This window comes from Tepidicella xavieri (assembly GCF_004363315.1).
In the GTDB taxonomy this organism is placed as follows: domain Bacteria; phylum Pseudomonadota; class Gammaproteobacteria; order Burkholderiales; family Burkholderiaceae_C; genus Tepidicella; species Tepidicella xavieri.
The window spans coordinates 1-21,367 of record NZ_SNYL01000007.1 but is presented as its reverse complement, the minus strand read 5'-3'; the positions used below and the strand labels follow the sequence as shown (position 1 = coordinate 21,367).

22 protein-coding genes, 1 tRNA gene and 1 riboswitch are annotated in these 21,367 nt (G+C 65.0%); of the genes, 10 read left to right on the top strand and 13 right to left on the bottom strand.

All coding sequences use genetic code 11. The features are described 5' to 3' along the window. Positions 1-4 precede the first annotated feature (4 nt). The gene (gene ybeY / locus DFR43_RS07120) at positions 5-463 is read left to right on the top strand and encodes an rRNA maturation RNase YbeY (protein WP_133597111.1); all 459 of its coding nucleotides are present in this window, start codon (positions 5-7) and stop codon (positions 461-463) included. Here the strand turns inward: ybeY and DFR43_RS07115 are convergent. From DFR43_RS07115 to tyrS, 4 genes are read right to left on the bottom strand one after another with little or no spacing between them, the layout of a single operon-like run. Next, positions 451-1,188, bottom strand: a complete 738-nt coding sequence (locus tag DFR43_RS07115; RefSeq protein ID WP_133597109.1) for a hypothetical protein — start codon at positions 1,186-1,188, stop codon at positions 451-453. The two genes, ybeY and DFR43_RS07115, sit on opposite strands and share 13 nt — an antisense overlap. After that, entirely contained in the window at positions 1,185-1,628 is a 444-nt protein-coding gene (gene dtd, locus DFR43_RS07110; RefSeq protein WP_133597107.1) for a D-aminoacyl-tRNA deacylase, read from the bottom strand. The genes DFR43_RS07115 and dtd overlap by 4 nt, the downstream gene beginning before the upstream one ends. Beyond that, positions 1,625-2,554, bottom strand: a complete 930-nt coding sequence (locus DFR43_RS07105; protein WP_133597105.1) for a cation diffusion facilitator family transporter — start codon at positions 2,552-2,554, stop codon at positions 1,625-1,627. The genes dtd and DFR43_RS07105 overlap by 4 nt, the downstream gene beginning before the upstream one ends. 24 nt (positions 2,555-2,578) lie before the next feature. Then, positions 2,579-3,835, bottom strand: a complete 1,257-nt coding sequence (tyrS, locus tag DFR43_RS07100) for a tyrosine--tRNA ligase (protein WP_133597103.1) — start codon at positions 3,833-3,835, stop codon at positions 2,579-2,581. Between the two features lie 206 nt (positions 3,836-4,041). Here tyrS and DFR43_RS07095 point away from each other — a divergent pair, with 206 nt between their 5' ends. Beyond that, positions 4,042-5,376 (top strand): M23 family metallopeptidase, encoded by a 1,335-nt coding sequence (locus DFR43_RS07095; protein WP_133597101.1) that lies wholly within the window; start codon positions 4,042-4,044, stop codon positions 5,374-5,376. Between the two features lie 18 nt (positions 5,377-5,394). Then, positions 5,395-6,516 carry an anhydro-N-acetylmuramic acid kinase gene (locus DFR43_RS07090; RefSeq protein WP_133597099.1) on the top strand — a complete coding sequence of 374 codons (1,122 nt, stop codon included), beginning with the start codon at positions 5,395-5,397 and terminating at the stop codon, positions 6,514-6,516. 73 nt (positions 6,517-6,589) lie between these two features. On the opposite strand, the gene erpA is transcribed toward DFR43_RS07090, so the two are convergent. The 3 genes from erpA to rplM form a co-directional block, all read right to left on the bottom strand. Then, positions 6,590-6,955 carry an iron-sulfur cluster insertion protein ErpA gene (gene erpA / locus DFR43_RS07085; protein WP_133597097.1) on the bottom strand — a complete coding sequence of 122 codons (366 nt, stop codon included), beginning with the start codon at positions 6,953-6,955 and terminating at the stop codon, positions 6,590-6,592. 187 nt (positions 6,956-7,142) lie between these two features. Then, complete coding sequence (rpsI, locus tag DFR43_RS07080) at positions 7,143-7,535, bottom strand: 30S ribosomal protein S9 (RefSeq protein WP_133597095.1); 393 nt, start codon at positions 7,533-7,535, stop codon at positions 7,143-7,145. A gap of 9 nt (positions 7,536-7,544) precedes the next feature. Then, on the bottom strand, positions 7,545-7,976 hold the full coding sequence (gene rplM, locus DFR43_RS07075) for a 50S ribosomal protein L13 (protein WP_133597093.1): 432 nt from the start codon (positions 7,974-7,976) through the stop codon (positions 7,545-7,547). Between the two features lie 182 nt (positions 7,977-8,158). On the opposite strand from rplM, the gene DFR43_RS07070 reads away from it, so the two are divergent. Beyond that, complete coding sequence (locus DFR43_RS07070) at positions 8,159-9,076, top strand: 23S rRNA (adenine(2030)-N(6))-methyltransferase RlmJ (RefSeq protein ID WP_133597091.1); 918 nt, start codon at positions 8,159-8,161, stop codon at positions 9,074-9,076. 43 nt (positions 9,077-9,119) lie between these two features. After that, positions 9,120-9,911, top strand: a complete 792-nt coding sequence (locus DFR43_RS07065) for a DUF3047 domain-containing protein (RefSeq protein ID WP_164499712.1) — start codon at positions 9,120-9,122, stop codon at positions 9,909-9,911. A gap of 3 nt (positions 9,912-9,914) precedes the next feature. On the opposite strand, the gene metF is transcribed toward DFR43_RS07065, so the two are convergent. From metF to ahcY, 3 genes are read right to left on the bottom strand one after another with little or no spacing between them, the layout of a single operon-like run. After that, entirely contained in the window at positions 9,915-10,742 is an 828-nt protein-coding gene (metF, locus tag DFR43_RS07060) for a methylenetetrahydrofolate reductase [NAD(P)H] (protein ID WP_133597087.1), read from the bottom strand. Then, a complete protein-coding gene (locus DFR43_RS07055; RefSeq protein ID WP_133597085.1) occupies positions 10,727-11,503 on the bottom strand; it encodes a TlyA family RNA methyltransferase in 777 nt (258 codons plus the stop codon). Before DFR43_RS07055 ends, metF begins: the two co-directional genes overlap by 16 nt. Positions 11,504-11,505: 2 nt before the next feature. Then, the gene (gene ahcY, locus DFR43_RS07050; RefSeq protein ID WP_133597083.1) at positions 11,506-12,942 is read right to left on the bottom strand and encodes an adenosylhomocysteinase; all 1,437 of its coding nucleotides are present in this window, start codon (positions 12,940-12,942) and stop codon (positions 11,506-11,508) included. A 62-nt stretch (positions 12,943-13,004) separates the two neighbouring features. Then, positions 13,005-13,143, bottom strand: a riboswitch (S-adenosyl-L-homocysteine riboswitch). Between the two features lie 155 nt (positions 13,144-13,298). Here ahcY and DFR43_RS07045 point away from each other — a divergent pair. Together DFR43_RS07045 and DFR43_RS07040 are read left to right on the top strand one after the other, a co-directional pair. Further along, entirely contained in the window at positions 13,299-14,228 is a 930-nt protein-coding gene (locus DFR43_RS07045; RefSeq protein WP_133597339.1) for a polyprenyl synthetase family protein, read from the top strand. Between the two features lie 13 nt (positions 14,229-14,241). After that, positions 14,242-14,318, top strand: a tRNA-Pro gene (locus DFR43_RS07040). A gap of 120 nt (positions 14,319-14,438) precedes the next feature. Here the strand turns inward: DFR43_RS07040 and DFR43_RS07035 are convergent. Both DFR43_RS07035 and DFR43_RS07030 read right to left on the bottom strand, forming a co-directional pair. Next, positions 14,439-15,608 carry a patatin-like phospholipase family protein gene (locus tag DFR43_RS07035; RefSeq protein WP_133597081.1) on the bottom strand — a complete coding sequence of 390 codons (1,170 nt, stop codon included), beginning with the start codon at positions 15,606-15,608 and terminating at the stop codon, positions 14,439-14,441. 31 nt (positions 15,609-15,639) lie between these two features. Next, the gene (locus tag DFR43_RS07030; protein ID WP_133597079.1) at positions 15,640-15,831 is read right to left on the bottom strand and encodes a YgaP family membrane protein; all 192 of its coding nucleotides are present in this window, start codon (positions 15,829-15,831) and stop codon (positions 15,640-15,642) included. A 154-nt stretch (positions 15,832-15,985) separates the two neighbouring features. On the opposite strand from DFR43_RS07030, the gene DFR43_RS07025 reads away from it, so the two are divergent. From DFR43_RS07025 to groL, 3 genes are all read left to right on the top strand, one after another. After that, entirely contained in the window at positions 15,986-18,040 is a 2,055-nt protein-coding gene (locus tag DFR43_RS07025; protein WP_133597077.1) for a PhoX family protein, read from the top strand. Between the two features lie 209 nt (positions 18,041-18,249). Then, entirely contained in the window at positions 18,250-18,540 is a 291-nt protein-coding gene (gene groES, locus DFR43_RS07020) for a co-chaperone GroES (protein WP_133597075.1), read from the top strand. Between the two features lie 122 nt (positions 18,541-18,662). After that, positions 18,663-20,297, top strand: a complete 1,635-nt coding sequence (groL, locus tag DFR43_RS07015) for a chaperonin GroEL (protein WP_133597073.1) — start codon at positions 18,663-18,665, stop codon at positions 20,295-20,297. Positions 20,298-20,377: 80 nt separating this feature from the next. On the opposite strand, the gene DFR43_RS07010 is transcribed toward groL, so the two are convergent. After that, positions 20,378-21,235 (bottom strand): DUF6279 family lipoprotein, encoded by an 858-nt coding sequence (locus tag DFR43_RS07010; RefSeq protein WP_164499711.1) that lies wholly within the window; start codon positions 21,233-21,235, stop codon positions 20,378-20,380. Positions 21,236-21,367: the final 132 nt, after the last annotated feature.

Here is a 21,367-nt window from a genome sequence, read left to right as displayed (position 1 = left end):
CACCATGCCCCTGCCCGCCTTGACCCTGTCTCTGCAATTCGCCCGCTTCCACGACGTGGCCCTGCACCGCGCGGCCCTGCCGCGAAGCCAGGTGACGCGCTGGCTGCGTCATGCCCTGGATGCCGACGCCGAGCTCACGGTGCGCATCGTCGATGCCGATGAAGGCCAGGCCCTCAACCGCGACTACCGCGGCAAAGACTACGCCACCAACGTGCTCACTTTCGACTACGCCACCGAACCCGTGGTGATGGCCGATCTGGTGCTGTGCGCCCCCGTGGTGGCCCGCGAAGCCGCCGAGCAGGGCAAAACCCTGCGCCAGCACTACGCCCACCTGTTGGTGCATGGCGCACTGCACGCCCAAGGCTGGGACCATGAAACCAGCGATGCCGACGCCGAGGCCATGGAAGCCCGCGAAATCGACATCCTCACCCGGCTGGGTTTTCCCAACCCTTACGCCACCTGAGGGTCCAAGGCCTCGCGCCAGCGCCGGATCGCCGGCAGGGACTGGAGATAGTGATAAGCGATCTGGGCCTCGCTGTAGCGCGCCTGCTCGCCCACCGGGCAGGCCAGACGCGCCAGGCAGCGATCCTGGCACGGCGATGCGGGCCGCAAGCGGTGATCGATGCAGGCCCTCAACCCAAAACCTGCAGCAGCCACCTCTGGCCGGCCAGCCACCAGCGCGCCCGCTGGGCAGGCCGCCACACAAGGCTGGGCGCTGCACGACAGGCAGGGCGAGGACTGCTGGCGGCGCGGCGTCACGGGCAAAGCGGTATCGGTCAGGAGCACGGCACGGTAGGCAAACCAGCTCCCCCATTCGGCATCCACCCCCACCCGAAAAGGCGAGGGTTGGTGCCAGCCGGCGAGTTCCCCCAGGCGCTGCAGCCCCACGGGCCGCTCGCCAGGAAACACCAGCCACCAGCGATGGCCCGGCAATGACGCCGCCATCCAGCGCCTGACGCATTCGGCCACGAACGTGTCCACCGGATCGCTGCCGTGCATGCCCCGACGCTGCAACGCCTCCCAGAACGCCCGGCTATGGTGACCGATGAGCACAAGCTGGCGCCAACTCGCCCGCTCGGCGGCACTCAGGCACAGCCCCTGCAGCACGTCCGCGGGCAGGGTGTCGATGTCCCACACGGCCTGCAACGACAGGCCTTGCTCGGCAAGTGGCCCGAACACGGCGCTCATGGGCGCAGCTCGATGGGGATCGTCACCGGCCCGTCGTTGACCAGATGGACCTGCATGTCGGCGGCAAATTGCCCCGTCTGCACCACGGGATGCGCGGCCCGGGCTTGGGCCACGAAGTACTCGTACAGACGCCGGCCGTCTTCGGGCGCGGCGGCTTGGCTGAAGCTGGGCCGGTTGCCGCCAGAGGTATCGGCGGCCAGCGTGAACTGACTCACCAGCAGCAGCCCGCCACCCACGTCCTGCACGCTGCGGTTCATCTTGCCGGCTTCGTCAGCGAAGATGCGCAGCTTCAGCACCTTGGTCAGCAGCTTGTCGGCCACGGCCTCGGTGTCTCCACGTTCGGCGCACAACAGCACCAGCAGCCCGGGGCCAATCTCTCCCACAACCGTTGCGGCCACTTCCACCCGTGCTTGGCGCACCCGCTGCAGCAAAGCCTTCATATGAGATCGTCCTCGTCCTGGAAATGGGCTTCGACTTGATGCGGCAACAGTTGGATCGTGGCCCGCAGGCCCGGCACCGCGCTCATGAGGGCTTGCTCCACGCTGGCCCGCAAAGCAGCGGCCCGGCCCAGCGACCAGTTGGCCGGCAGGTGCATGTGCACATCGACGAAGCACCGGTGGCCTGCGCGGCGGGTGTGCAAGTGGTCAAACCGCACGATGGTCGCCTCGCCGCGCCGGTGCTCGAACTGGGCCAGCGTGTCCCGGATGGTGGCCTGCACCTCGGCATCCACCGCCTGGTCCATCAACCCCTGGGCCGATTTCCACACCAGCCGCCCCCCCTCGCGCAAGATGTTGAGCGCCACGCCGATGGCCACGAGAGCATCCAACCAGAGCCAGCCCGTCCACGCCACCAACACCAGCCCGGCCAGCACCCCGGCCGATGTCCACACATCGGTGAACAGGTGCCGCGCATCGCCTTCGAGCGCCATGGACCGATGAACCCGGGCCGCCTGCAACATCACCCAGGCCAAGGCACCGTTGAGCACCGCGCTGAGCAGCGACAGCCCCAGGCCCCAGCCCAACTGCTCCAACGGCTGCGGCACCAGCAGCCGCCCCACGGCAGCCCACAAAATGGCCAGCGCCGCCACAATGATCAGCACCCCCTCGAAGCCCGAGGAAAAATACTCGGCCTTGTGGTGTCCGTAGGGGTGGTCGTCATCGGCGGGCCGCTCGGCCACGGTCACCATCAGCAAGCCAAACGTCGCGCCCGCCAGGTTGACGAGCGATTCCAGCGCGTCAGACAGCAGACTGATCGAGCCCGTGATCCACCAGGCCCCCATCTTCAGGATGATGGTCAGCACCGCCACCACCACGGAGACCGTGAGCAGGCGGCGCGGCGTCAGGCGCTCCATCAGGCGGGCGTTCATGGGCGTTGGGCTGGCAGGCCCCCGTCATCCGCCCAGCGTCACGCGGGCAAACTTGCGCTTGCCCACCTGCACCACATAGGTACCGGCCCCGAGCTTGAGGCCTTTGTCGCTGACCACGCCGCCATCCACCCGCACGCCAGCGCCGTCGATCAGGCGGTTGGCCTCGCTGCTGGACGGCGCCAGCCCGGCCTGCTTGAGCACCGCGCCGATGCCCAGCGGGGCGCCGCCTTCGCCCAGCGAAAGACGGACTTCCGGAATCTCATCCGGCACGCCCCCCTTGCTGCGGTGGATGAAATCCTGCTCGGCCGCCTCGGCCGCCGCCGGGCTGTGGAAACGGGCCGTGATCTCCTTGGCCAGCATCACCTTGGCCTCTTTGGGGTTGCGCCCCTGCGCCACTTCGCGCCGCAGCGCGTCGATCTCGGCCTCGGACTTGAAGGACAGCAGCGTGTACCAGCGCCACATCAGCTCGTCGCTGATCGACAGCACCTTGGCGAACATGGTGTTGGCATCCTCGGTAATGCCGATGTAGTTGCCCTTGGACTTGGACATCTTCTCCACGCCATCGAGCCCCTCCAGCAACGGCATGGTCAGGATGCACTGCGGCTCCTGCCCGTACTCGGCCTGCAGGTGGCGGCCCATGAGCAGGTTGAACTTCTGGTCGGTGCCGCCCAGTTCCAGATCGGCCTTCAGCGCCACCGAGTCATAGCCCTGCATCAGGGGGTACAGAAATTCGTGCACGCTGATGGGCGTGCCCGCCGTGAAGCGCTGGTGGAAGTCGTTGCGCTCCATCATGCGCGCCACGGTGTACTTGGCCGCCAGCTGGATCATACCCATGCTGCCCAGCGGAAGTGACCACTCACTGTTGTAGCGAATCTCGGTCTTGGCCGGGTCCAGCACCAAACTGGCTTGCTTGTAGTAGGTTTCGGCGTTGGCCTTGATCTGCTCCGGCGTCAGCGGCGGGCGCGTGCTATTGCGGCCCGACGGATCGCCGATCAGGCTGGTGAAGTCACCAATCAGGAAGATCACCGTGTGCCCCAGATCTTGCAACTGGCGCATTTTGTTCAACACCACGGTGTGGCCCAGGTGGATGTCCGGCGCGGTCGGGTCCAGGCCCAGCTTGATGCGCAGCGGCTGGCCCGTGGCCTCACTTTTTTGCAACTTTTTCAACCAATCCGCCTCAGGAATGAGTTCCTCGCAGCCTCGGCGGGTCACGGCCAGGGCGTGTTGGACGGCATCACTCACGGTGACGGGCGGATTCTCGGGCGAGGAACGTTCGGTCATGAGGGTTTCTACAGATGTCGGCCGGGCCGCTCGGGTTTATACTCGGGGGTTGGATTGGCGAGGGATTTTAGTTGGCTCGCTTCTTGCTGCTCACACTAGCAACCCAAAAGGCAGCGCACCGAAGCTCGTCCTCTACCCCATCAGCACCACAGCCCCGCATTGTGCACCGCTTCGGTACACAGGGTGGCTTTTGACGCAGAAACCGCATGAACGAACTGGCCCGACAGATCCGATCAACGCTGAACAAGCACCCCAAGCGGGTCATGGCGGGCCTGGGCGCCGTCCTCCTCGGCACGGGCGTGACGGCTTTCGGCATCGCGCCGCTGGACGCGGACATCGACCAGATGCCCGTGCGCCAGCTCATCGAGCCAGTACAGCTCACCGCCTGGTCTGCCCAGTCATCCCTCGAAGCCCCGGTTCCTTTCATCCTTTTCCGCAGCGACGTCACCCGCCGCGACGACACCGTCCAAAGCCTGCTGCAACGCCTGGGCGTCAATGACGCGCAAGCCCAGCAATTCCTGCGCCGCGACACCACCGCCGCCGAACTGCTGCGCGGGCGGGCCGGCAAGCTGGTGCGGGCCGAAACCAACGACGATCAGCAACTCGTGCGCCTGACCGCGCGCTGGATCGCCAATGACAATGCCGACCACTACCAGCGTCTGGTCATCGAGCGCCAAGGGGAAGGCTTCGAGGCACGCCTGGAAAAGGGCGAGTTCACCAGTTCGGTCCGGCTGAGCAGCGGCACCATCCGCACCTCGCTGTTTGCCGCCACCGATGCCGCGCGCCTGCCCGACAGCATCGCTTCGCAGTTGGCCGACCTGTTCTCCGCCGAAATCGACTTCCGCCGCGACTTGCGCGCTGGCGACACCTTCAGCGTCGTCTACGAAGCGCTGGAGGCCGATGGCGAATTGCTGCGCTACGGCCGGCTGCTGAGCGCCGAATTCGTCAACAAAGGCAAAGCCCATCAAGTGCTGTGGTTCGAAGAGCCCGGCAAGAAAGGCGCCTACTACACCTTTGAAGGCGAAAGCACCCGCCGCGCCTTCCTCGCCTCGCCGCTGGCGTTCTCTCGCATCAGCAGCGGCTATGGCATGCGCTTCCATCCGGTTCACGGCGGCCAACGCCCCCACTTGGGCGTGGACTATGCCGCGCCGACCGGCACCCCCGTTCGAACCGTGGGTGACGGCGTGGTGCAGTTTGCCGGCTGGCAACGCGGCTACGGCAATGTCGTTTACATCCAGCACCGGCAAGACAAAGTCACCGTCTATGCCCACCTGCATCGCATCGATGTGCGCAAAGGGCAGCGGGTGGAGCAGGGTCAGTTGATTGGCCAGGTCGGTTGCACGGGCGTGTGCACCGGCCCGCACCTGCACTTTGAATACCGCGTCCGTGGCGAGCACCGCGATCCGCTCATCATCGCCCGCGAAGGCGGTGGCGGCGAACCGGTCTCGGCCAAGGCCCGGCCGGCCTTCGATGCAGCCGCACAAGCCATGCGGCTGAAACTCGCCTCAGCCTCCACCATCGTCCAGGCGAGCGCCGACTGACTCCCCCTGTCGCGCTGCATGACGGATTGCACCATCGGCCTCATGTCCGGCACCTCGCTGGACGGCGTCGATGGCGTTCTGGTTCGCTGGACCGAGGACGCGCCCGAAGTCCTGGCCGCAGCGTCGGTGCCGTTTCCGCCCGAACTGCGCCTGGCCTTCCTGGAGCTCAACCAAGCCGGACACGACGAACTGCACCGCTCGGCCCAGGCCGCCCATGCGCTGGTAGACCTTTATGTGCGCATCGTCGAGGATTTGCTACAGCAAACCGGTTTGCCCGCGCTGGCAATCAGCGCCATCGGGGCACATGGCCAGACCGTGCGCCATCAGCCGCCCGGCAGCGCCGCCTCCGCCCCTTACACCTGCCAGCTCAACCACCCCGCCCTGCTGGCAGAGCGCACCCGCATCACCGTGGTGGCCGATTTCCGCAGCCGCGATCTGGCCGCCGGCGGACAAGGCGCCCCCCTGGTGCCCGCTTTTCACCAACACCTGTTCGCCATCCCCGGCCAATCGGTCGCCGTGGTCAACGTCGGGGGCATTGCCAACATCACCGCCCTGCCGGCCCAAGGCCCTGTGCGCGGCCTCGACACCGGCCCCGGCAACGTGCTGATGGACCTCTGGTGCCACCGCCATACCGGCGCCTGGTTCGACGAAGACGGCCGCTGGGCCGGCAGCGGTCAGGTGCACGAAGCCTTGCTCGAACATTTGTTGCGCACGCCTTACTTCCAGCAGACTGGGGTGAAAAGCACTGGACGCGATTTGTTTCACGCCGCCTGGCTGGACACACAATTGCAGGCTTTTGCGCACCTGCCCCCCGCCGATGTGCAGGCCACCCTCACACAATTGACCGCCCACACCATCGGCCACACCCTGCGGGCTTGGGACTGGGGGGCACACCCGCTGCAACACGTCTGGGTGTGCGGAGGCGGCAGCCGCAATGCCACCCTGATGCGGATGCTGGCCGAGACGATCGACCCAGTGCCCTTGCGCGCCACCGACGAAGCCGGATGGCCGGCTCACTGGGTGGAAGCCGCGGCCTTCGCCTGGCTGGCCCGACAAGCCTTGCTGGGACGCCCCGGCAACCTGCCCAGCGTCACCGGCGCCCTAGGCCCTCGCATTCTCGGGGCTATCTACCCCGCCTGAATACGCCAACTGCCCCCCAAAAAACCAAGGCCCTCGCAGGGCCTTGGTGGCTTCATGTCCTCAAAGCAGATCGTCACACGCTGAAACTGGATCCACAACCACACGTGGTTGTCGCGTTCGGGTTCTTGATCACGAACTGAGCGCCTTGCAAATCTTCTTTGTAGTCGATCTCGGCCCCCACCAGGTATTGGTAGCTCATGGCATCGATCAGCAGCGTCACCCCGTTCTTGGTCATCTGGGTGTCATCCTCATTGACTACTTCGTCGAAGGTGAAGCCATACTGAAAACCGGAGCACCCGCCACCCTGCACGAACACGCGCAGTTTGAGGTCGGGGTTGCCCTCTTCGGCAATCAGGTCGGCCACTTTGGCCGCCGCCGCGTCCGTGAAAATCAGCGGCGCAGGCATCTCGATATCGACGTGTTCGGCAACTGCAGTCATGGTGAAAACCTTTGGGACAGAACGCAGAAATGGAATACTAAAGCAAAACGCTCAGGATTGGCGAACGTCTGGGGATTGACGCCTGGCGCATCGGGGTTATTGCCGCCCGCCAAGCCCTGCAGACGTGAAAAACCGCCAGCGGCGGCATGCGCCGTGGCGGTTTGTAGGCAGGCTGCAAGGCAACCGATCAGCGCTTGGAGAACTGCTTGCGACGGCGAGCAGAGCGCAGACCGACCTTTTTACGCTCGACCTCGCGGGCATCACGGGTCACGTAGCCCGCCGCGCTGAGTGCCGGCTTGAGCGATGCGTCGTAATCGATCAGGGCACGGGTGATGCCATGACGCACGGCGCCGGCCTGGCCGGATTCGCCACCACCGTGGACGTTGACCTGGATGTCGAACGTTTCCAGGTTGTCGGTCAGCACCAGCGGCTGCTTGGCGATCATGATGGACGTCTCACGCCCAAAATAGGCTTGGATGTCCTTGCCGTTGACCGTGATCTTGCCGGAGCCCTTTTTCAGAAACACGCGGGCGACGCTGGATTTGCGACGACCGGTGCCATTGTTCCAATCACCAATCATGTGAGCTCCTTAGATGTCCAACACTTTGGGCTGCTGGGCGGTGTGCGGGTGCTCGGCACCGGCATACACCTTGAGCTTCTTGATCATGGCGTAGCCCAGGGGACCCTTGGGCAGCATGCCCTTGACGGCCTTTTCCAGGGCGCGGCCGGGATGCTTGGCCTGCATGTCACGGAACGTGGTGCCGTAGATGCCACCAGGGAAGCCGGAGTGACGGTAGTACACCTTGTCCAAGGCCTTGTTGCCCGTGACTTTGAGTTTGGAGGCGTTGACCACGACGATGTAGTCACCGGTATCCACATGAGGGGTGTAAATGGCCTTGTGCTTGCCGCGCAGACGGCGTGCCACTTCGCTGGCGACACGTCCGAGCACCTTGTCGGTGGCGTCAATCACAAACCACTCGTGCACCACCTCAGCGGGCTTTGCGCTGAAGGTTTTGGTCATGAGTTTGCTCACAGAGTTGGTTTGACGGGTTCTTTTCCACGGTCGGTGCCACTCTGTCGGCGGCCTCTTAGGTGGGGGCAAAGCTCCGCTGCGGAACCCAAAATCGCCGCGAAGCCTTTCATTATAACCAGCCCGAGCACCCGAAGGCAAATCCGCCGTGCATCGGCTACCATGCGCCCATCATGTTCAGCTACCGACACGCCTTCCACGCCGGCAACCATGCCGACGTGCTCAAACACCTGACCTGGGTGGCCATGCTGCGCTACCTGATGCAAAAAGACACCGCGCTCTGGATCGTGGACACTCATGCGGGTGCCGGACTGTACCGGCTGGACCATGAGCACGCCCGCACCTCGGCCGAATCGGACGCGGGCATCCTCAAACTCTATGCCGCCGCACAGCAGGCACACCCATCGGGGCAACCCGTCCCTGAAGCCGTCAGCGATTATCTGAACTTGGTCAATGGCTTCAACCCCGAAGGGATCTGCCGCTTCTACCCGGGGTCTCCATGGATCAGCCAGGCTCTGTTGCGGCCGCAGGACAGACTCAAACTGTTCGAGGTGCACCCTACAGACGCAAGGGTGTTGCAGCGTCAAGTGGAAGAACTCGACAAAGCTCGGCAAATCGAGGTGCTGCGCCGTAGCGGATTCGACGGCTTGCGTGCTCTGCTGCCACCGCCAAGCCGACGTGCCGCCGTCCTCATCGATCCGAGCTACGAAATCAAAACCGACTATGCCGCAGTGCTGGATTGCCTTGAAGACGCCATCCGACGCTTCCCAACAGGCAACTACGCCGTGTGGTACCCGGTCATTGGTCGCCCGGAAGCACACGCACTGGCGCGCAAACTCAAAGCCCTAGGGACACGGCTGCAACGGGCCTGGCTGCAAGCCGAACTGAATGTGGGCCTGCAACCCGACAGCAGCACCGCGGCCCGGGTGGCTCAGGGCCGTACTCACGGCAGCCTGCGCGCCAGCGGCATGTTCGTGCTCAACCCCCCCTACACCCTGGCCACGCAACTGCGCGATGCCCTGCCTTGGGTCATGGACGTGCTGCGCGAGCCTCGCGGCGCGACGTGGCGCGTCGTGACCCAGGAGGGCTAGGCGCTGTCACGAGTTGGCCATGCGCCTACGGCATGCTTCCGTCATGACTCCTCAACGCCAGCCCCCTACTGACATCGTCCGGCGCCAGTGGCTCGCCTGGGCGGCGGCATTGCCCCTGCTGCCAGCCTGCATCAGCCCCGCCCACATGCCGACAGACGAGGCGTCCGCGCATCCGGGCGCAGACCTCAATGATTCTGCCTGGGCACGGGCCCATCGCCTCCCAGGCATTTCAAGCCGCTGGCAGCACCGCACCTTCCCGAACCGCCAACCTGTGCGCTACGAACCGGTGGCCGACTGGCACGGACGGCCCGCCCTCAGAGCAACGGCGCAACGCGCCAACAGCCTGGTCCATCTGCCTTTGCGCCACCCCATAAGCCCCCGGACCCATTGGGCCTTCAGTTGGTGGGCGTCGTCGCTGAACCCACAGACCGACATCACCGACCCTTCACGCAATGACGTCACACTGCGCTGGACACTCACTTTCGACGGCGACCGTGCCGCGTTCAGCCGCCGCGATCACATGCTTTCCGAGCTGGCCTTGCTCATGACCGGCGAACCCTTACCGCATGCCACGCTGATGTATGTGTGGGACCCTGTCCACCCGGTAGGCTCGATACTGCCCCACCCTCACACCGAACGCATACGCCATCTGGTGGTGCAGAGCGGCACAGAGGGTCTTCAGCAATGGCAGTACCACGAACGGGATCTGTATTCGGATTTTGAAGCCGCGTTTGGCGAATCGCCCGGCGCACTGCTGGGCATCGGTGCTTTCACCAATTCCAACAACACCGGCCACCCCACGCAAGCATGGTATGGACCGGTGGCGCTGACCTGAGCCTCACAACCCCAGCCGCTCGCACAGCGCCAGGGTTGGGCCGCTTTGGTTCATGGTGTAGAAATGCAGGCCGGGCACGCCAGCGCAGCGCAGTTGATCGCACAGGTCGGTCACCACATCCAGGCCAAAGGCTTGGATGCTGGCGGTGTCGTCGCCGAAGGACTGTAGGCGCAGGCGGATCCACCGCGGCACTTCGGCGCCACAGGCGTCTGAGAAGCGCAGCAACTGCGACGCATTGGTGATGGGCATGATGCCCGGCACGATGGGCACGTCCACCCCGAGTTTGTGGGCGTCGTCCACAAAGCGGAAATAGGCGTCGCTGTTGAAGAAATACTGGGTGATGGCAGAGTCGGCCCCGGCTTTGACCTTGGTGGCGAAGGCTTGCAGGTCGGCCTGGGGCGAGCGAGCCTGCGGGTGCACCTCGGGGTAAGCGGCCACCTCGATGTGAAAAGCATCCCCCATTTCAGCGCGGATGAAGGCCACCAGATCGCTGGCGTACTGAAATTCGCCCCCCAGGCCATAGCCACTGGGCAAGTCGCCCCGCAAGGCCACCAGGCGGCGCACCCCCATGGCTTGCAGCTGCTGCAGCTGCTCGCGCACCCGGTCTCGGGTGGCGCCGATACAGGAAAAGTGGGACGCCGCCGCCACCCCCTCGGCCAGGATATCGGCCACGGTGGCAAAGGTGCCCTCTTGGGTGGAGCCGCCCGCGCCGTAGGTGACGGAGCAAAACTGTGGGCGCTTGGCGTACAGCTGTTGCCGCACGTGGCGCAACTTCTGCGCGCCTTCTGCCGTCTTGGGTGGAAAGAATTCGAAGCTCAGGGGCAAGCCCATACGAAAAACTCCCGGTTCCCATCACCGCCGGTGATGGGGCTTTCAAAATAATCGCGCAAGGTCAACCCGTGATCGGCGCAGGCTTGGTGAATGCGTTGCGCCACCAGGGGGTAGCACGCTTCGTCCCGAACCAGGCCGCCTTTGCCGATGAACTGGGGCTGCAGCTCGAACTGGGGCTTGACCAGCATCAGCAGATCGCCATCCGGCTGGAGCAGGGGCAGCAGCGCGGGCCACACCAGGGTTTGCGAGATGAAGGACAAATCGCCCACCACCAGATCGAAAGGCCCGCCAGCCGATGGCCCCGCGCCGGCGTGCAAGCGCTGCGCTGACAGTTCGCGGGCATTGCATTTTTCGATGGCGATGACCCGAGGATCGGACCGAAGGCGTGGGTGCAATTGCCCTTGCCCGACATCCACCCCCACGACCCGCGCCGCTCCGTGCTGCAGCAGGCAATCGGTGAAGCCCCCCGTGCTCTGCCCCACGTCCAGGCAGACTTTGCCCGCCACGGCCAGCCCCGTGCGGCGCAAAGCACCTTCGAGCTTGAGCCCGCCGCGCGAGACGTACTGCAGTTGCGCCTCATCGGCCAGCCACAGCTCGGCGTCTGCGGGCAGTTCCTCGCCGTTTTTGGCCACCGGCTGCCAAGCGGCCTCCACGCTGGGGCGGCGCCAGCGCACGCCCGAAGCAATCAGCCGCTGGGCTTGCGAGCGCGACGTGGCCAAGCCCCGCTGCACCAGCAGTTGGTCGGCACGCGAGGTCGGCACGGTCAGTAACGGTAGGTGTCGGGCTTGAAAGGGCCGTGCTTGGGCACGCCGATGTAGGCGGCTTGCTCATCGGTCAGCTCGGTCAGCTTGGCGCCAAGTTTCTTGAGCTGCAACCGGGCCACTTTCTCGTCGAGATGCTTGGGCAACACGTACACCTTGCCCACGTCGTAGCCATCTGGGTGGGTGAACAGTTCGATCTGCGCGATCGTCTGGTTGGCAAAGGAACTGCTCATGACGTAGCTGGGGTGGCCGGTGGCGCAGCCCAGGTTGACCAGCCGCCCCTTGGCCAGCAGGATGATGCGCTTGCCATCGGGGAAGATGACATGGTCCACTTGGGGCTTGATTTCTTCCCAGCGGCAGCGGGCTTCCAGCGCGGCCACGTCGATTTCGTTGTCGAAGTGGCCGATGTTGCACACGATGGCCTGGTCTTTCATCCGGGCCATGTGCTCGTAGGTGATGACGCTCTTGTTGCCGGTGGCCGTCACGAAGATGTCGGCCTGGCTGCACGCCTCGTCCATGGTGACCACGCGGTAGCCTTCCATGGCGGCTTGCAGGGCGCAGATGGGGTCGATTTCGGTCACCCACACTTGGGCCGACAGCGCCCGCAGCGCCTGGGCGCTGCCCTTGCCCACGTCGCCATAGCCGCAGACCACGGCGATTTTGCCGGCGATCATCACATCGGTGGCGCGCTTGATGCCATCGACCAGCGACTCGCGGCAACCATACAGGTTGTCGAATTTGCTCTTGGTCACCGAGTCGTTCACATTGATGGCACGGAACATCAACGTGCCCTTGGCCGACATTTCTTTGAGACGGTGCACGCCGGTGGTGGTTTCTTCGGTCACGCCGATGATCTGCGCCGCCTTGCGGCTATACCAGGTCGGATCCTGGGCCAACTTGGCGCGAATGGCGGCAAACAGGATGCGCTCTTCCTCGCTGCCGGGCTTGTCCAACACTTCCGGACGGCGCTCGGCCTCTTTGCCCAAGTGCATCAGGAGGGTGGCATCGCCGCCGTCGTCCAGAATCATGTTGGGGCCCTCGTCCGGGCTGCCCGCTGGGCCGAACTCGAAAATGCGGTGGGTGTAGTCCCAGTATTGCTCCAGCGTCTCGCCTTTGATGGCGAAGACCGGCGTTCCCTTGGCAGCGATGGCCGCAGCGGCATGGTCCTGGGTAGAAAAAATGTTGCAAGACGCCCAACGCACCTGGGCCCCGAGGGCTTGCAGCGTCTCGATGAGCACGGCGGTCTGGATGGTCATGTGGAGGCTGCCGGCAATGCGCGCGCCCTTGAGCGGCTGCTTGGCGGCGAACTCCTCCCGAATGGCCATCAGACCAGGCATTTCCGTCTCGGCGATCTGGATTTCTTTACGGCCCCAGTCGGCCAGACCGATGTCGGCAATGACGGCATCGGCGATCAAAGGGTGTTTCAATGGTGCATTCATGGTGGCTCCAGCAGCGAAAGGGAAGAACCCGGGTCTGCGGAAGCACAGCTCACCACACGACCCGTGGGCGAGCGTCGTTGCGGCAAGGATGCCACCCACCAACGGTGGGGCCATCTGCTGCCGAGCCTCGCCCTGCGCAGCCGCTGCGCACCATCGCACACGATGAGGCCAACGACCAGGGCTGCAACGCTCCTCGGCAGCCTCGCCATTATAGGAAACGCCAGAGACCTTTGGGGGACTTCCTATAATCGTCTGTCGCTCCGTGGCTTGCTGCCGCCCCGTCTTGCTTGTTTTGCCGCCCCATCTTGAACGCCACCGCTTCCGCCCCTTCTGCCCTCTCCCTCGTGGCCGCCGACATGCGCTTGGTGGACGAGGTGATTCAACGCAGCCTCGACAGCGAAGTGCCGCTGGTTGGCCAGGTGGCGCAGTACATCATAGGCGCAGGCGGCAAGCGTGTGCGGCCTGCACTCTTGCTCATGGTCTGCGGCGCCTTGGGTTGCCAAGACCCGCGCCGGCACAGCCTGGCGGCGGTGGTGGAATTCATCCACACCGCCACCTTGCTGCATGACGACGTGGTGGACGAATCCACCCTGCGCCGGGGCCGTCACACGGCCAACCAGGTATTTGGCAACGCCGCCAGCGTGTTGGTTGGCGATTTCCTCTACTCCCGCGCCTTTCAGATGATGGTGCAGGCCGGGGAAATGCGCATCATGGAGGTGCTGGCCGACGCCACCAATGTGATTGCCGAAGGCGAAGTGCTGCAACTGATGAACATGCACGACGCCAGCCTGGATGAAGCGGCGTATCTGCGTGTCATCCGCGCCAAAACGGCCAAACTCTTTGAAGCCAGCGCCCGGCTGGCGGCCATTCTGGCCCAGGCCGACCCCGCCCTCGAAACCCGCTGCGCCGAATACGGCCAAGCCCTGGGCGCGGCCTTTCAGGTGGTGGACGATGTGCTGGACTACGAAGGCGACGCGGCCGAACTGGGCAAAAACCTCGGCGATGACCTGCGCGAAGGCAAAGTCACCCTGCCCCTGATCTGCACGCTGCGCCGCTGCACCGAGGCGCAAGCCCGCCTGATCCGCCAAGCCATCGAGACCGGCAACACCGACCAAGCCTCAGACATCCTGGACATCGTGCGCCACAGCGGCGGCCTGCAAGACGCCAAACGCGCCGCCCAGGCCGAAGCACAACGCGCCATCGACGCAGCACGCGCCCTGCCCCGCAACGAGTGGTCCGAAGGTTTGCTACAATTAGCGGCTGTGCTTTTGGAGCGCCGCTCCTGAAAAGCCATCACAACGGGGTGTAGCTTAGCCTGGTAGAGCGCTACGTTCGGGACGTAGAGGCCGGAGGTTCGAATCCTCTCACCCCGACCAGGATTTACGGAACATCAACGGTAACTTCCCCGAATAAGTCGGCCGTGCGGAAAGTAGAAGTTTCCGCAGACGAGTTTCTGCACAAAGAAACCAAGGTTTACCAACTGACCTGTTCCCTACCTACCACCCAAAAAACCGCTCGATCTCCTCCCGCTGCCTCCACGCATCTTCACGGCCCAGCGCCGTGAGCTCGCGGGTGTAAGCAGCCTCGAACAGGAGGTAGCTCAGCAGGGCACTGTCTTGCCGGGGCTCGCCCCGGCTTCTGGGGCCCAGCACTTGCAGCAGTTGCCTGACCGTGGCCGGCAGGGCGTCGGCGTGGCGGGCGGCGATCTCGTCGAGCCGCTGCGACGGCGCAATCAGCAGCAGCTCGATGGGGCGCAGCCGGGTTTGGCATTGCAATTCGGGCGGCATCAGGCTGAGCGTGTGGTTGATGCGGCGCAGCCGCTCCACGTCCACCGCCAGGGTATCCAGAAAGATGCTGGACAGGGCATGGCCCGCGATCTGGGCCAGCGAGGGGTATTCGGGATGGTCTTGCCGGGGCGGCGGGGGTTCGGCCATGCGCCCGGCCCCGATGACCAGGATGCGGCTGGCCCCCAGATGTATGGCCGGTGAGATGGGCGCGGTCTGCCGCATGGAGCCGTCGCCGAAATAGGCCAGCCCGTGCGGCCCTTGCAAGGCCACCGCCGGAAAGAGGAAGGGAATGGCGGCGCTGGCCAGCAGGTGGTCGATGGTGATGTCGCCATGCATGGCCAGCCGCTGGTTGCGCACCCAGGGTTCGGCCTCGTGGCCGCTCTGGTAGAAGGTGACGTGCTCGCCGCTGGCGTAGTTGGAGGCCGTCACGGCCAGGGCGCGCAGGTGGCCCTCCTCCAGATTGCGCGGCAGGCGCTCCCACTCCATCTGCTCGGCCAGCAGGCGGCGCAGCGGTTCGTTGTCGAGCAGCGAGCGTGGGCGCAGCCGGCGGTTCATGAACAGCCAGCCCAGCCCCAGCAGCGACAGCCATCGCGCCCCGGATCGCAACATGTCGGTCCAGTCGGCCCGGTACACCTGCTGCGCATGGAAGTTCTCCCACACGGCCACGAGGCGCCGCACGGTGTCGTCAAACGCATGGGCGCCGCAGGCCAGCGCGGCGGCATTGATGGCGCCGGCCGAGGTGCCGCATATCACCGGAAACGGATTGCCTTCATCGACGCGACATTCGCGGCGAATTTGGGCAATGGCATCGAGCACGCCCACCTGGTACGCTGCCCGCGCACCGCCTCCGCTCAGTATCAGCCCCACCGTCTCCGTCATGGAGCCATGATAGTCAGGGCCAGCCGCCGCTTCAATCCTTGGTCTTGCAGGTGCTGATACCAAACGGCAGATAAGCCGGGCACCAGCCAATGGCGGCCGTGACGATCGGCACGATGCCGATGTAACCCCAAGCCCCCACCGTGCCGGTGGCCGCCAGCCCAATCAGCAGCAGCCCCACCACCACCCGCGCGATGCGATCCCATCCACCCACATTTGGCTTCATACGGCACTCCTTTCGGTTCGCAGGCCCCTAGCGGCCTGTGGTGATGCCAATGTTATGCCAAAGCCGGCCACGCGCAAGGTTTCACGGATTTTTCACACAGCCCCCCTATCGTTGCCGGCGCAAGACTTCGACTTGTGCAACCGAGGAACCTTCGATGAACCCCATCCCCTCTCAACTCGTGATCGACAACGGCGCCGGCGACGAGCCTTTGGGCAACCACAGCCCGAACCGCCACTTCGACGACGTGCTTCAGGCCCACCTGAGCCGGCGCAACGCCCTCAAGGGCACGCTGGGCGCTTCCATTGCCGCGCTGTTTGGCGGCGTGGGCCTGGCCGGCTGCGCCACCCCTGGCACGGGCGCTGGCGGCCAGGGGCCGCTGATCGGCTTCAAGGCCGTGCCCGTGAGCAATGCCGACACGGTGCTGGTGCCGCCGGGCTACAAGGTGCAGACCTTCGTGCCCTGGGGCACGCCGATCACCGGCAACATGCCGGCCTTCGATCCGCTGAAAAACACCGGCGCCGATCAAGCCCAGCAGGTGGGCATGCACCACGACGGCATGCACTTCTTCCCCATCGAAGGCAAGGACCCGTACCAGGGCAGCTCCACCGAGGGCCTGCTGGTGATGAACCACGAATACGTGGAGCCGCGCTTTCTGCATGCATCGGCCGTGGGGCAAAAACTCAACAGCGATGCCGTGCCCGCCCTCGTCAATGGCAAGCGCCCCGCCGACGAGTGCCTCAAAGAGCTCAACGCCCACGGCGTTTCGGTCATCCACATCCGCCGCGAGGCCAACGGCCAGTGGGGCGTGGTGGCACCCAGCCGCTACAACCGCCGCATCACCGGCCTGACGCCGATGGAGATCAGCGGCCCCGTGCGCGGCACCGATTTCGTCAAGACGAAATACAGCCCCGACGGCACCCGCACCCGCGGCACGCTCAACAACTGCGCCCATGGCGTCACGCCGTGGAATACCTACATGATGGCCGAGGAAAACTGGGCCGGCTATTTCATCAACAAGGTCGGCGCCAACGGCCGCACCCGCGAGCAGTCGCGCTATGGCGTGCGCCACAACGACAGCCGCCCGCCCACCTCCCGCTACGGCTGGGAACTGGCCGACAGCGGGGCCGAGGAATACGCCCGCTTCGACGTCTCGGCCAAGGGCGCCAATCCCACCCAGGACTACCGCAACGAGGCCAACGGCTTTGGCTGGATGGTGGAATTCGACCCGTTCGACCCCAACAGCACCCCGGTCAAGCGCACCGCCCTGGGCCGCTTCGCGCACGAAGGCATCATCTTCCAGCCCGCCGTCGAAGGCAAGCCGGTGGTGTGCTATTCGGGTGACGACGCGCGCGACGAGTACATCTACAAATTCGTCTCCAAAGGCGTGTACCGCAAGGCCGCGGGCAAGGCCAACAGCGCCCTGCTCGACGAAGGCACCCTCTACGTGGCCAAGTTCAACGACGACGGCACCGGCGAGTGGCTGCCGCTGGTCTTCGGCCAGGGCCCGCTGACGCCCTTCCGCTTCAACAGCCAGGCCGACGTGCTGGTCAACACCCGTCTGGCCGCCGACACCGTGGGCGCCACCAAGATGGACCGCCCGGAATGGGGCGCCATCGACCCCAAGACCGGACAGGTGTACTTCACGCTGACCAACAACAGCGACCGCACCCGCGCCGACAAGGCCAACCCGCGCGAGAAGAACCGCTGGGGCCACATCATCCGCTGGAGCGAAGCCGGCAACGACCCCACCGCCACCAAATTCCAGTGGGACATCTTCCTGCTCTCCGGCCCGGAAAACGACTCCCAGTTCGCCGGCAAGCCGCTCAACGCAGACCAGATCCACAACAGCCCCGACGGCTTGTGGTTCGACAAGGACGGCCGCCTCTGGATCCAGACCGACATCAGCGAAAGCGCCATGAACAAGGGCGACTATGCCCAGTTCGGCAACAACCAGATGCTGTGCGCCGACCCGCGCACCCAGACGCTGCGGCGCTTCCTCGTCGGCCCGCTGGGTCAGGAGATCACCGGCGTGGTCACCACCCCGGACGGCAAGACGATGTTCGTCAACGTCCAGCATCCGGGGGCCACCACCAGCGCCGACGACTTCGCCGCCGGCAAGCTCACTGGCACCTGGCCCAACCAGGGCCGCTACCCGCGCTCGGCCACCTTGGTCATCACCAAGGAAGACGGCGGGGTCATCGGCACCTGAGACCCACCCATCACGGTTCGGGAAAGCGCGCGGGCCCGACCCGCGCTTGTGGCCGCCAACGCCCTCGGGCGTTGGCGGTTTTTTTATCGGCGCGGCCTTGAAATCCGCCCGAGCCACCCTTATGATTAGCACTCGTTGACGGCGAGTGCTAACAATGCCCCGCCGTCACGTTCTGTCCAACCAACGTTGTGTTCTACACAGGAGAACTCATGAAACTTCGTCCTCTCGCCGATCGCGTGATCGTCAAGCGTCTGGAAAACGAAACCAAAACCGCTTCGGGCATCGTGATTCCCGACAACGCCGCCGAGAAGCCTGACCAGGGTGAAGTGCTGGCCGTGGGCCCCGGCAAAGCCAATGACAAAGGCGAAGTCAAGCCCCTGAGCGTGAAAGTGGGCGACCGCGTGCTGTTTGGCAAGTACAGCGGCCAGACCGTCAAGGTCGATGGCGAGGAACTGCTCGTCATGAAAGAAGACGACCTGTTCGCCGTCGTTGAAAAGTGATCGCAACGCGATCACTTTCGTCGCAGGCCAACTTGGCGCAGCCACGTTCAGGGCCACCGGCCCGGCCGAAGACAAAAGTGGGTCGCGCACCAAACCCTTGAAACCGAATTTGGAGATTTGAAATGGCAGCAAAAGACGTAGTGTTCGGCGGCGAAGCCCGCGCCCGCATGGTCGAAGGTGTCAACATCCTGGCCAACGCCGTCAAAGTGACCTTGGGCCCCAAAGGCCGCAACGTGGTGCTGGAGCGCTCCTTTGGCGCCCCCACCGTGACCAAGGACGGTGTGTCCGTGGCCAAGGAAATCGAGCTCAAAGACAAGCTCATGAACATGGGCGCCCAGATGGTCAAGGAAGTCGCTTCCAAGACCTCTGACAACGCTGGCGACGGCACCACCACCGCCACCGTGCTGGCCCAGGCCATCGTGCGCGAAGGCATGAAGTACGTGGCCGCTGGCATGAACCCGATGGACCTGAAGCGCGGCATCGACAAGGCCGTGGACGCCCTGATCGCCGAGCTGAAGAAGGCTTCCAAGCCCACCACCACCAGCAAGGAAATCGCTCAGGTGGGCTCCATCTCCGCCAACAGCGACGCTTCCATCGGCCAGATCATCGCCGACGCCATGGACAAGGTGGGCAAGGAAGGCGTGATCACCGTCGAAGACGGCAAGAGCCTGCAAAACGAGCTGGATGTCGTGGAAGGCATGCAGTTCGACCGCGGCTACCTGAGCCCCTACTTCATCAACAACCCCGACAAGCAGGCCGCCATCCTGGAGAACCCCTTCGTCCTGCTGTTTGACAAGAAGATCAGCAACATCCGCGACCTGCTGCCCACCCTGGAGCAAGTGGCCAAGGCTGGCCGCCCGCTGCTGATCATCGCCGAGGACGTGGAAGGCGAAGCCCTGGCCACGCTGGTGGTCAACACCATCCGCGGCATTCTGAAGGTCTGCGCCGTCAAGGCCCCGGGCTTTGGCGACCGCCGCAAGGCCATGCTGGAGGACATCGCCATCCTGACCGGTGGCAAGGTGATCGCCGAGGAAGTGGGCCTGACACTGGAAAAAGTGACGCTGGCCGATCTGGGCCAGGCCAAGCGCGTGGAAGTGGCCAAGGAAAACACCACCATCATCGACGGTGCTGGCAAGGCCGAGGACATCGAAGCCCGCGTCAAGCAAATCCGCGTGCAGATCGAGGAAGCCACCAGCGACTACGACCGTGAGAAGCTGCAAGAGCGCGTGGCCAAGCTGGCCGGCGGCGTGGCCGTGATCAAGGTGGGGGCCGCCACCGAAGTGGAAATGAAAGAGAAGAAGGCCCGCGTGGAAGACGCGCTGCACGCCACCCGCGCTGCCGTGGAAGAAGGCATCGTGGCCGGCGGTGGCGTGGCGCTGCTGCGTGCCCGTCAGGCCGTCGGTGAGATCAAGGGTGACAACGCCGACCAGGACGCCGGCATCAAGCTGGTGATGAAGGCCATCGAGGCCCCGCTGCGCGAGATCGTGGCCAACGCCGGTGGCGAGCCCTCGGTCGTGATCAACAAGGTGCTCGAAGGCAAGGGCAACTTCGGCTTCAACGCCGCCAACGACACCTATGGCGACATGATCGAGATGGGCATCCTGGACCCGACCAAGGTGACCCGCACGGCGCTGCAGAACGCCGCTTCCGTCGCGTCGCTGATGCTGACCACCGAGTGCATGGTGGCCGAGGCGCCGAAGGAAGAAACCCCCGCCCCGGCCGCTGGCGGCATGGGTGGCATGGGCATGGACATGTAATGCCCAAGCGCTAGACGCGCTGAGCCTGCATCGCAGGCCAACGACCGCCGGGTTCACCGCCCGGCGGTTTTTTTATGGGTTCAACGGCCGTTGCTCAACGCCAGGAATTCGCGCTCGAAGCCCTGGAGGCGTTGCACGGCGCGCTCGCGTTGGGCCGCCGTGGTGCGGTTGTGCAACTCGGCCAGTTGGACACACGCGGCCAGCGTTTGTTGCTCGCTGGCACGGCGTTCGGCTTCGGTGGGCGGCACCAAGACACGGTTCCAGCCGGCTTGCACCTCGCGAACGGGGTCGGCGCCGGCGCGGATGCGCTCCACGGTGGCCACGGTTTCGGCATGGCGGCGCTGGCGCTGGGCCAGGGCGTGTTCGCCGTCGAAAGGGTTGTCGGCCAGGCGCTGGGCCAGCCAGGCACGCTGGTCATCATCGAGCCGCCCGTACAACATCTCGGCGCGATCGATGGCCCGCTTCAGGCGCTGGGGCGAGACCTGCCCAGGTGGATCGATGAAGTCTTGGGCGAAGCGGGCGTCTTGCCGGCGCTGGTGGCGGTTCCAGCGGTCGATCTGGGCGTCGCTGAGGCTGGGCGCCAATGCAGCCATCACGGGCAGGAGGCGCTCGGCGGCTTGCAACCCCCACTCGCGCACCTGCTCGAAGGCCTGGCACACCTGATCCGCGGTGAGATCGTCCCGGGCCAGGGTTTGCCATTGGCGCAGCGCGGCGGCATAGCGCGGCAGGTGCGCTTGGCGGTGCCAGTCGTGCCAGTCGGCCAGGGCGGGCCGCACCACGGCGGACTGGGTGTCGGTGAGGCCCAGCATCGCATCGAGCCGCCAGAGCATCCAGGTCGGCAGGCGGTTGTAAGTCACGGAGACCAGACTGCATCCGGTCAACAGCGTGACCAGCATGAGCGCGAGCCCTCCTTGAGCGAGACGGCGGGACAGTCGCATGACAGGCGTCGAAGTCAACACACGCCTTGGATGCTACGGAAGGTCTGCAAAACCTTCCTGCCAGACTGCCGGGATGGGACAATAGCGACATGAAGCAGATGAGTCTGGAGGCGCCGATGTATACGGGCTTTG

Coding starts and splice junctions, on each gene's coding strand:
- ybeY (WP_133597111.1), top strand. CDS start 5: ATGCCCCTGCCCGCCTTGACCCTGTCTCTGCAATTCGCCCGCTTCCAC.
- DFR43_RS07115 (WP_133597109.1), bottom strand. CDS start 1,188: ATGAGCGCCGTGTTCGGGCCACTTGCCGAGCAAGGCCTGTCGTTGCAG.
- dtd (WP_133597107.1), bottom strand. CDS start 1,628: ATGAAGGCTTTGCTGCAGCGGGTGCGCCAAGCACGGGTGGAAGTGGCC.
- DFR43_RS07105 (WP_133597105.1), bottom strand. CDS start 2,554: ATGAACGCCCGCCTGATGGAGCGCCTGACGCCGCGCCGCCTGCTCACG.
- tyrS (WP_133597103.1), bottom strand. CDS start 3,835: ATGACCGAACGTTCCTCGCCCGAGAATCCGCCCGTCACCGTGAGTGAT.
- DFR43_RS07095 (WP_133597101.1), top strand. CDS start 4,042: ATGAACGAACTGGCCCGACAGATCCGATCAACGCTGAACAAGCACCCC.
- DFR43_RS07090 (WP_133597099.1), top strand. CDS start 5,395: ATGACGGATTGCACCATCGGCCTCATGTCCGGCACCTCGCTGGACGGC.
- erpA (WP_133597097.1), bottom strand. CDS start 6,955: ATGACTGCAGTTGCCGAACACGTCGATATCGAGATGCCTGCGCCGCTG.
- rpsI (WP_133597095.1), bottom strand. CDS start 7,535: ATGATTGGTGATTGGAACAATGGCACCGGTCGTCGCAAATCCAGCGTC.
- rplM (WP_133597093.1), bottom strand. CDS start 7,976: ATGACCAAAACCTTCAGCGCAAAGCCCGCTGAGGTGGTGCACGAGTGG.
- DFR43_RS07070 (WP_133597091.1), top strand. CDS start 8,159: ATGTTCAGCTACCGACACGCCTTCCACGCCGGCAACCATGCCGACGTG.
- DFR43_RS07065 (WP_164499712.1), top strand. CDS start 9,120: ATGACTCCTCAACGCCAGCCCCCTACTGACATCGTCCGGCGCCAGTGG.
- metF (WP_133597087.1), bottom strand. CDS start 10,742: ATGGGCTTGCCCCTGAGCTTCGAATTCTTTCCACCCAAGACGGCAGAA.
- ahcY (WP_133597083.1), bottom strand. CDS start 12,942: ATGAATGCACCATTGAAACACCCTTTGATCGCCGATGCCGTCATTGCC.
- DFR43_RS07045 (WP_133597339.1), top strand. CDS start 13,299: ATGCGCTTGGTGGACGAGGTGATTCAACGCAGCCTCGACAGCGAAGTG.
- DFR43_RS07035 (WP_133597081.1), bottom strand. CDS start 15,608: ATGACGGAGACGGTGGGGCTGATACTGAGCGGAGGCGGTGCGCGGGCA.
- DFR43_RS07030 (WP_133597079.1), bottom strand. CDS start 15,831: ATGAAGCCAAATGTGGGTGGATGGGATCGCATCGCGCGGGTGGTGGTG.
- DFR43_RS07025 (WP_133597077.1), top strand. CDS start 15,986: ATGAACCCCATCCCCTCTCAACTCGTGATCGACAACGGCGCCGGCGAC.
- groES (WP_133597075.1), top strand. CDS start 18,250: ATGAAACTTCGTCCTCTCGCCGATCGCGTGATCGTCAAGCGTCTGGAA.
- groL (WP_133597073.1), top strand. CDS start 18,663: ATGGCAGCAAAAGACGTAGTGTTCGGCGGCGAAGCCCGCGCCCGCATG.
- DFR43_RS07010 (WP_164499711.1), bottom strand. CDS start 21,235: ATGCGACTGTCCCGCCGTCTCGCTCAAGGAGGGCTCGCGCTCATGCTG.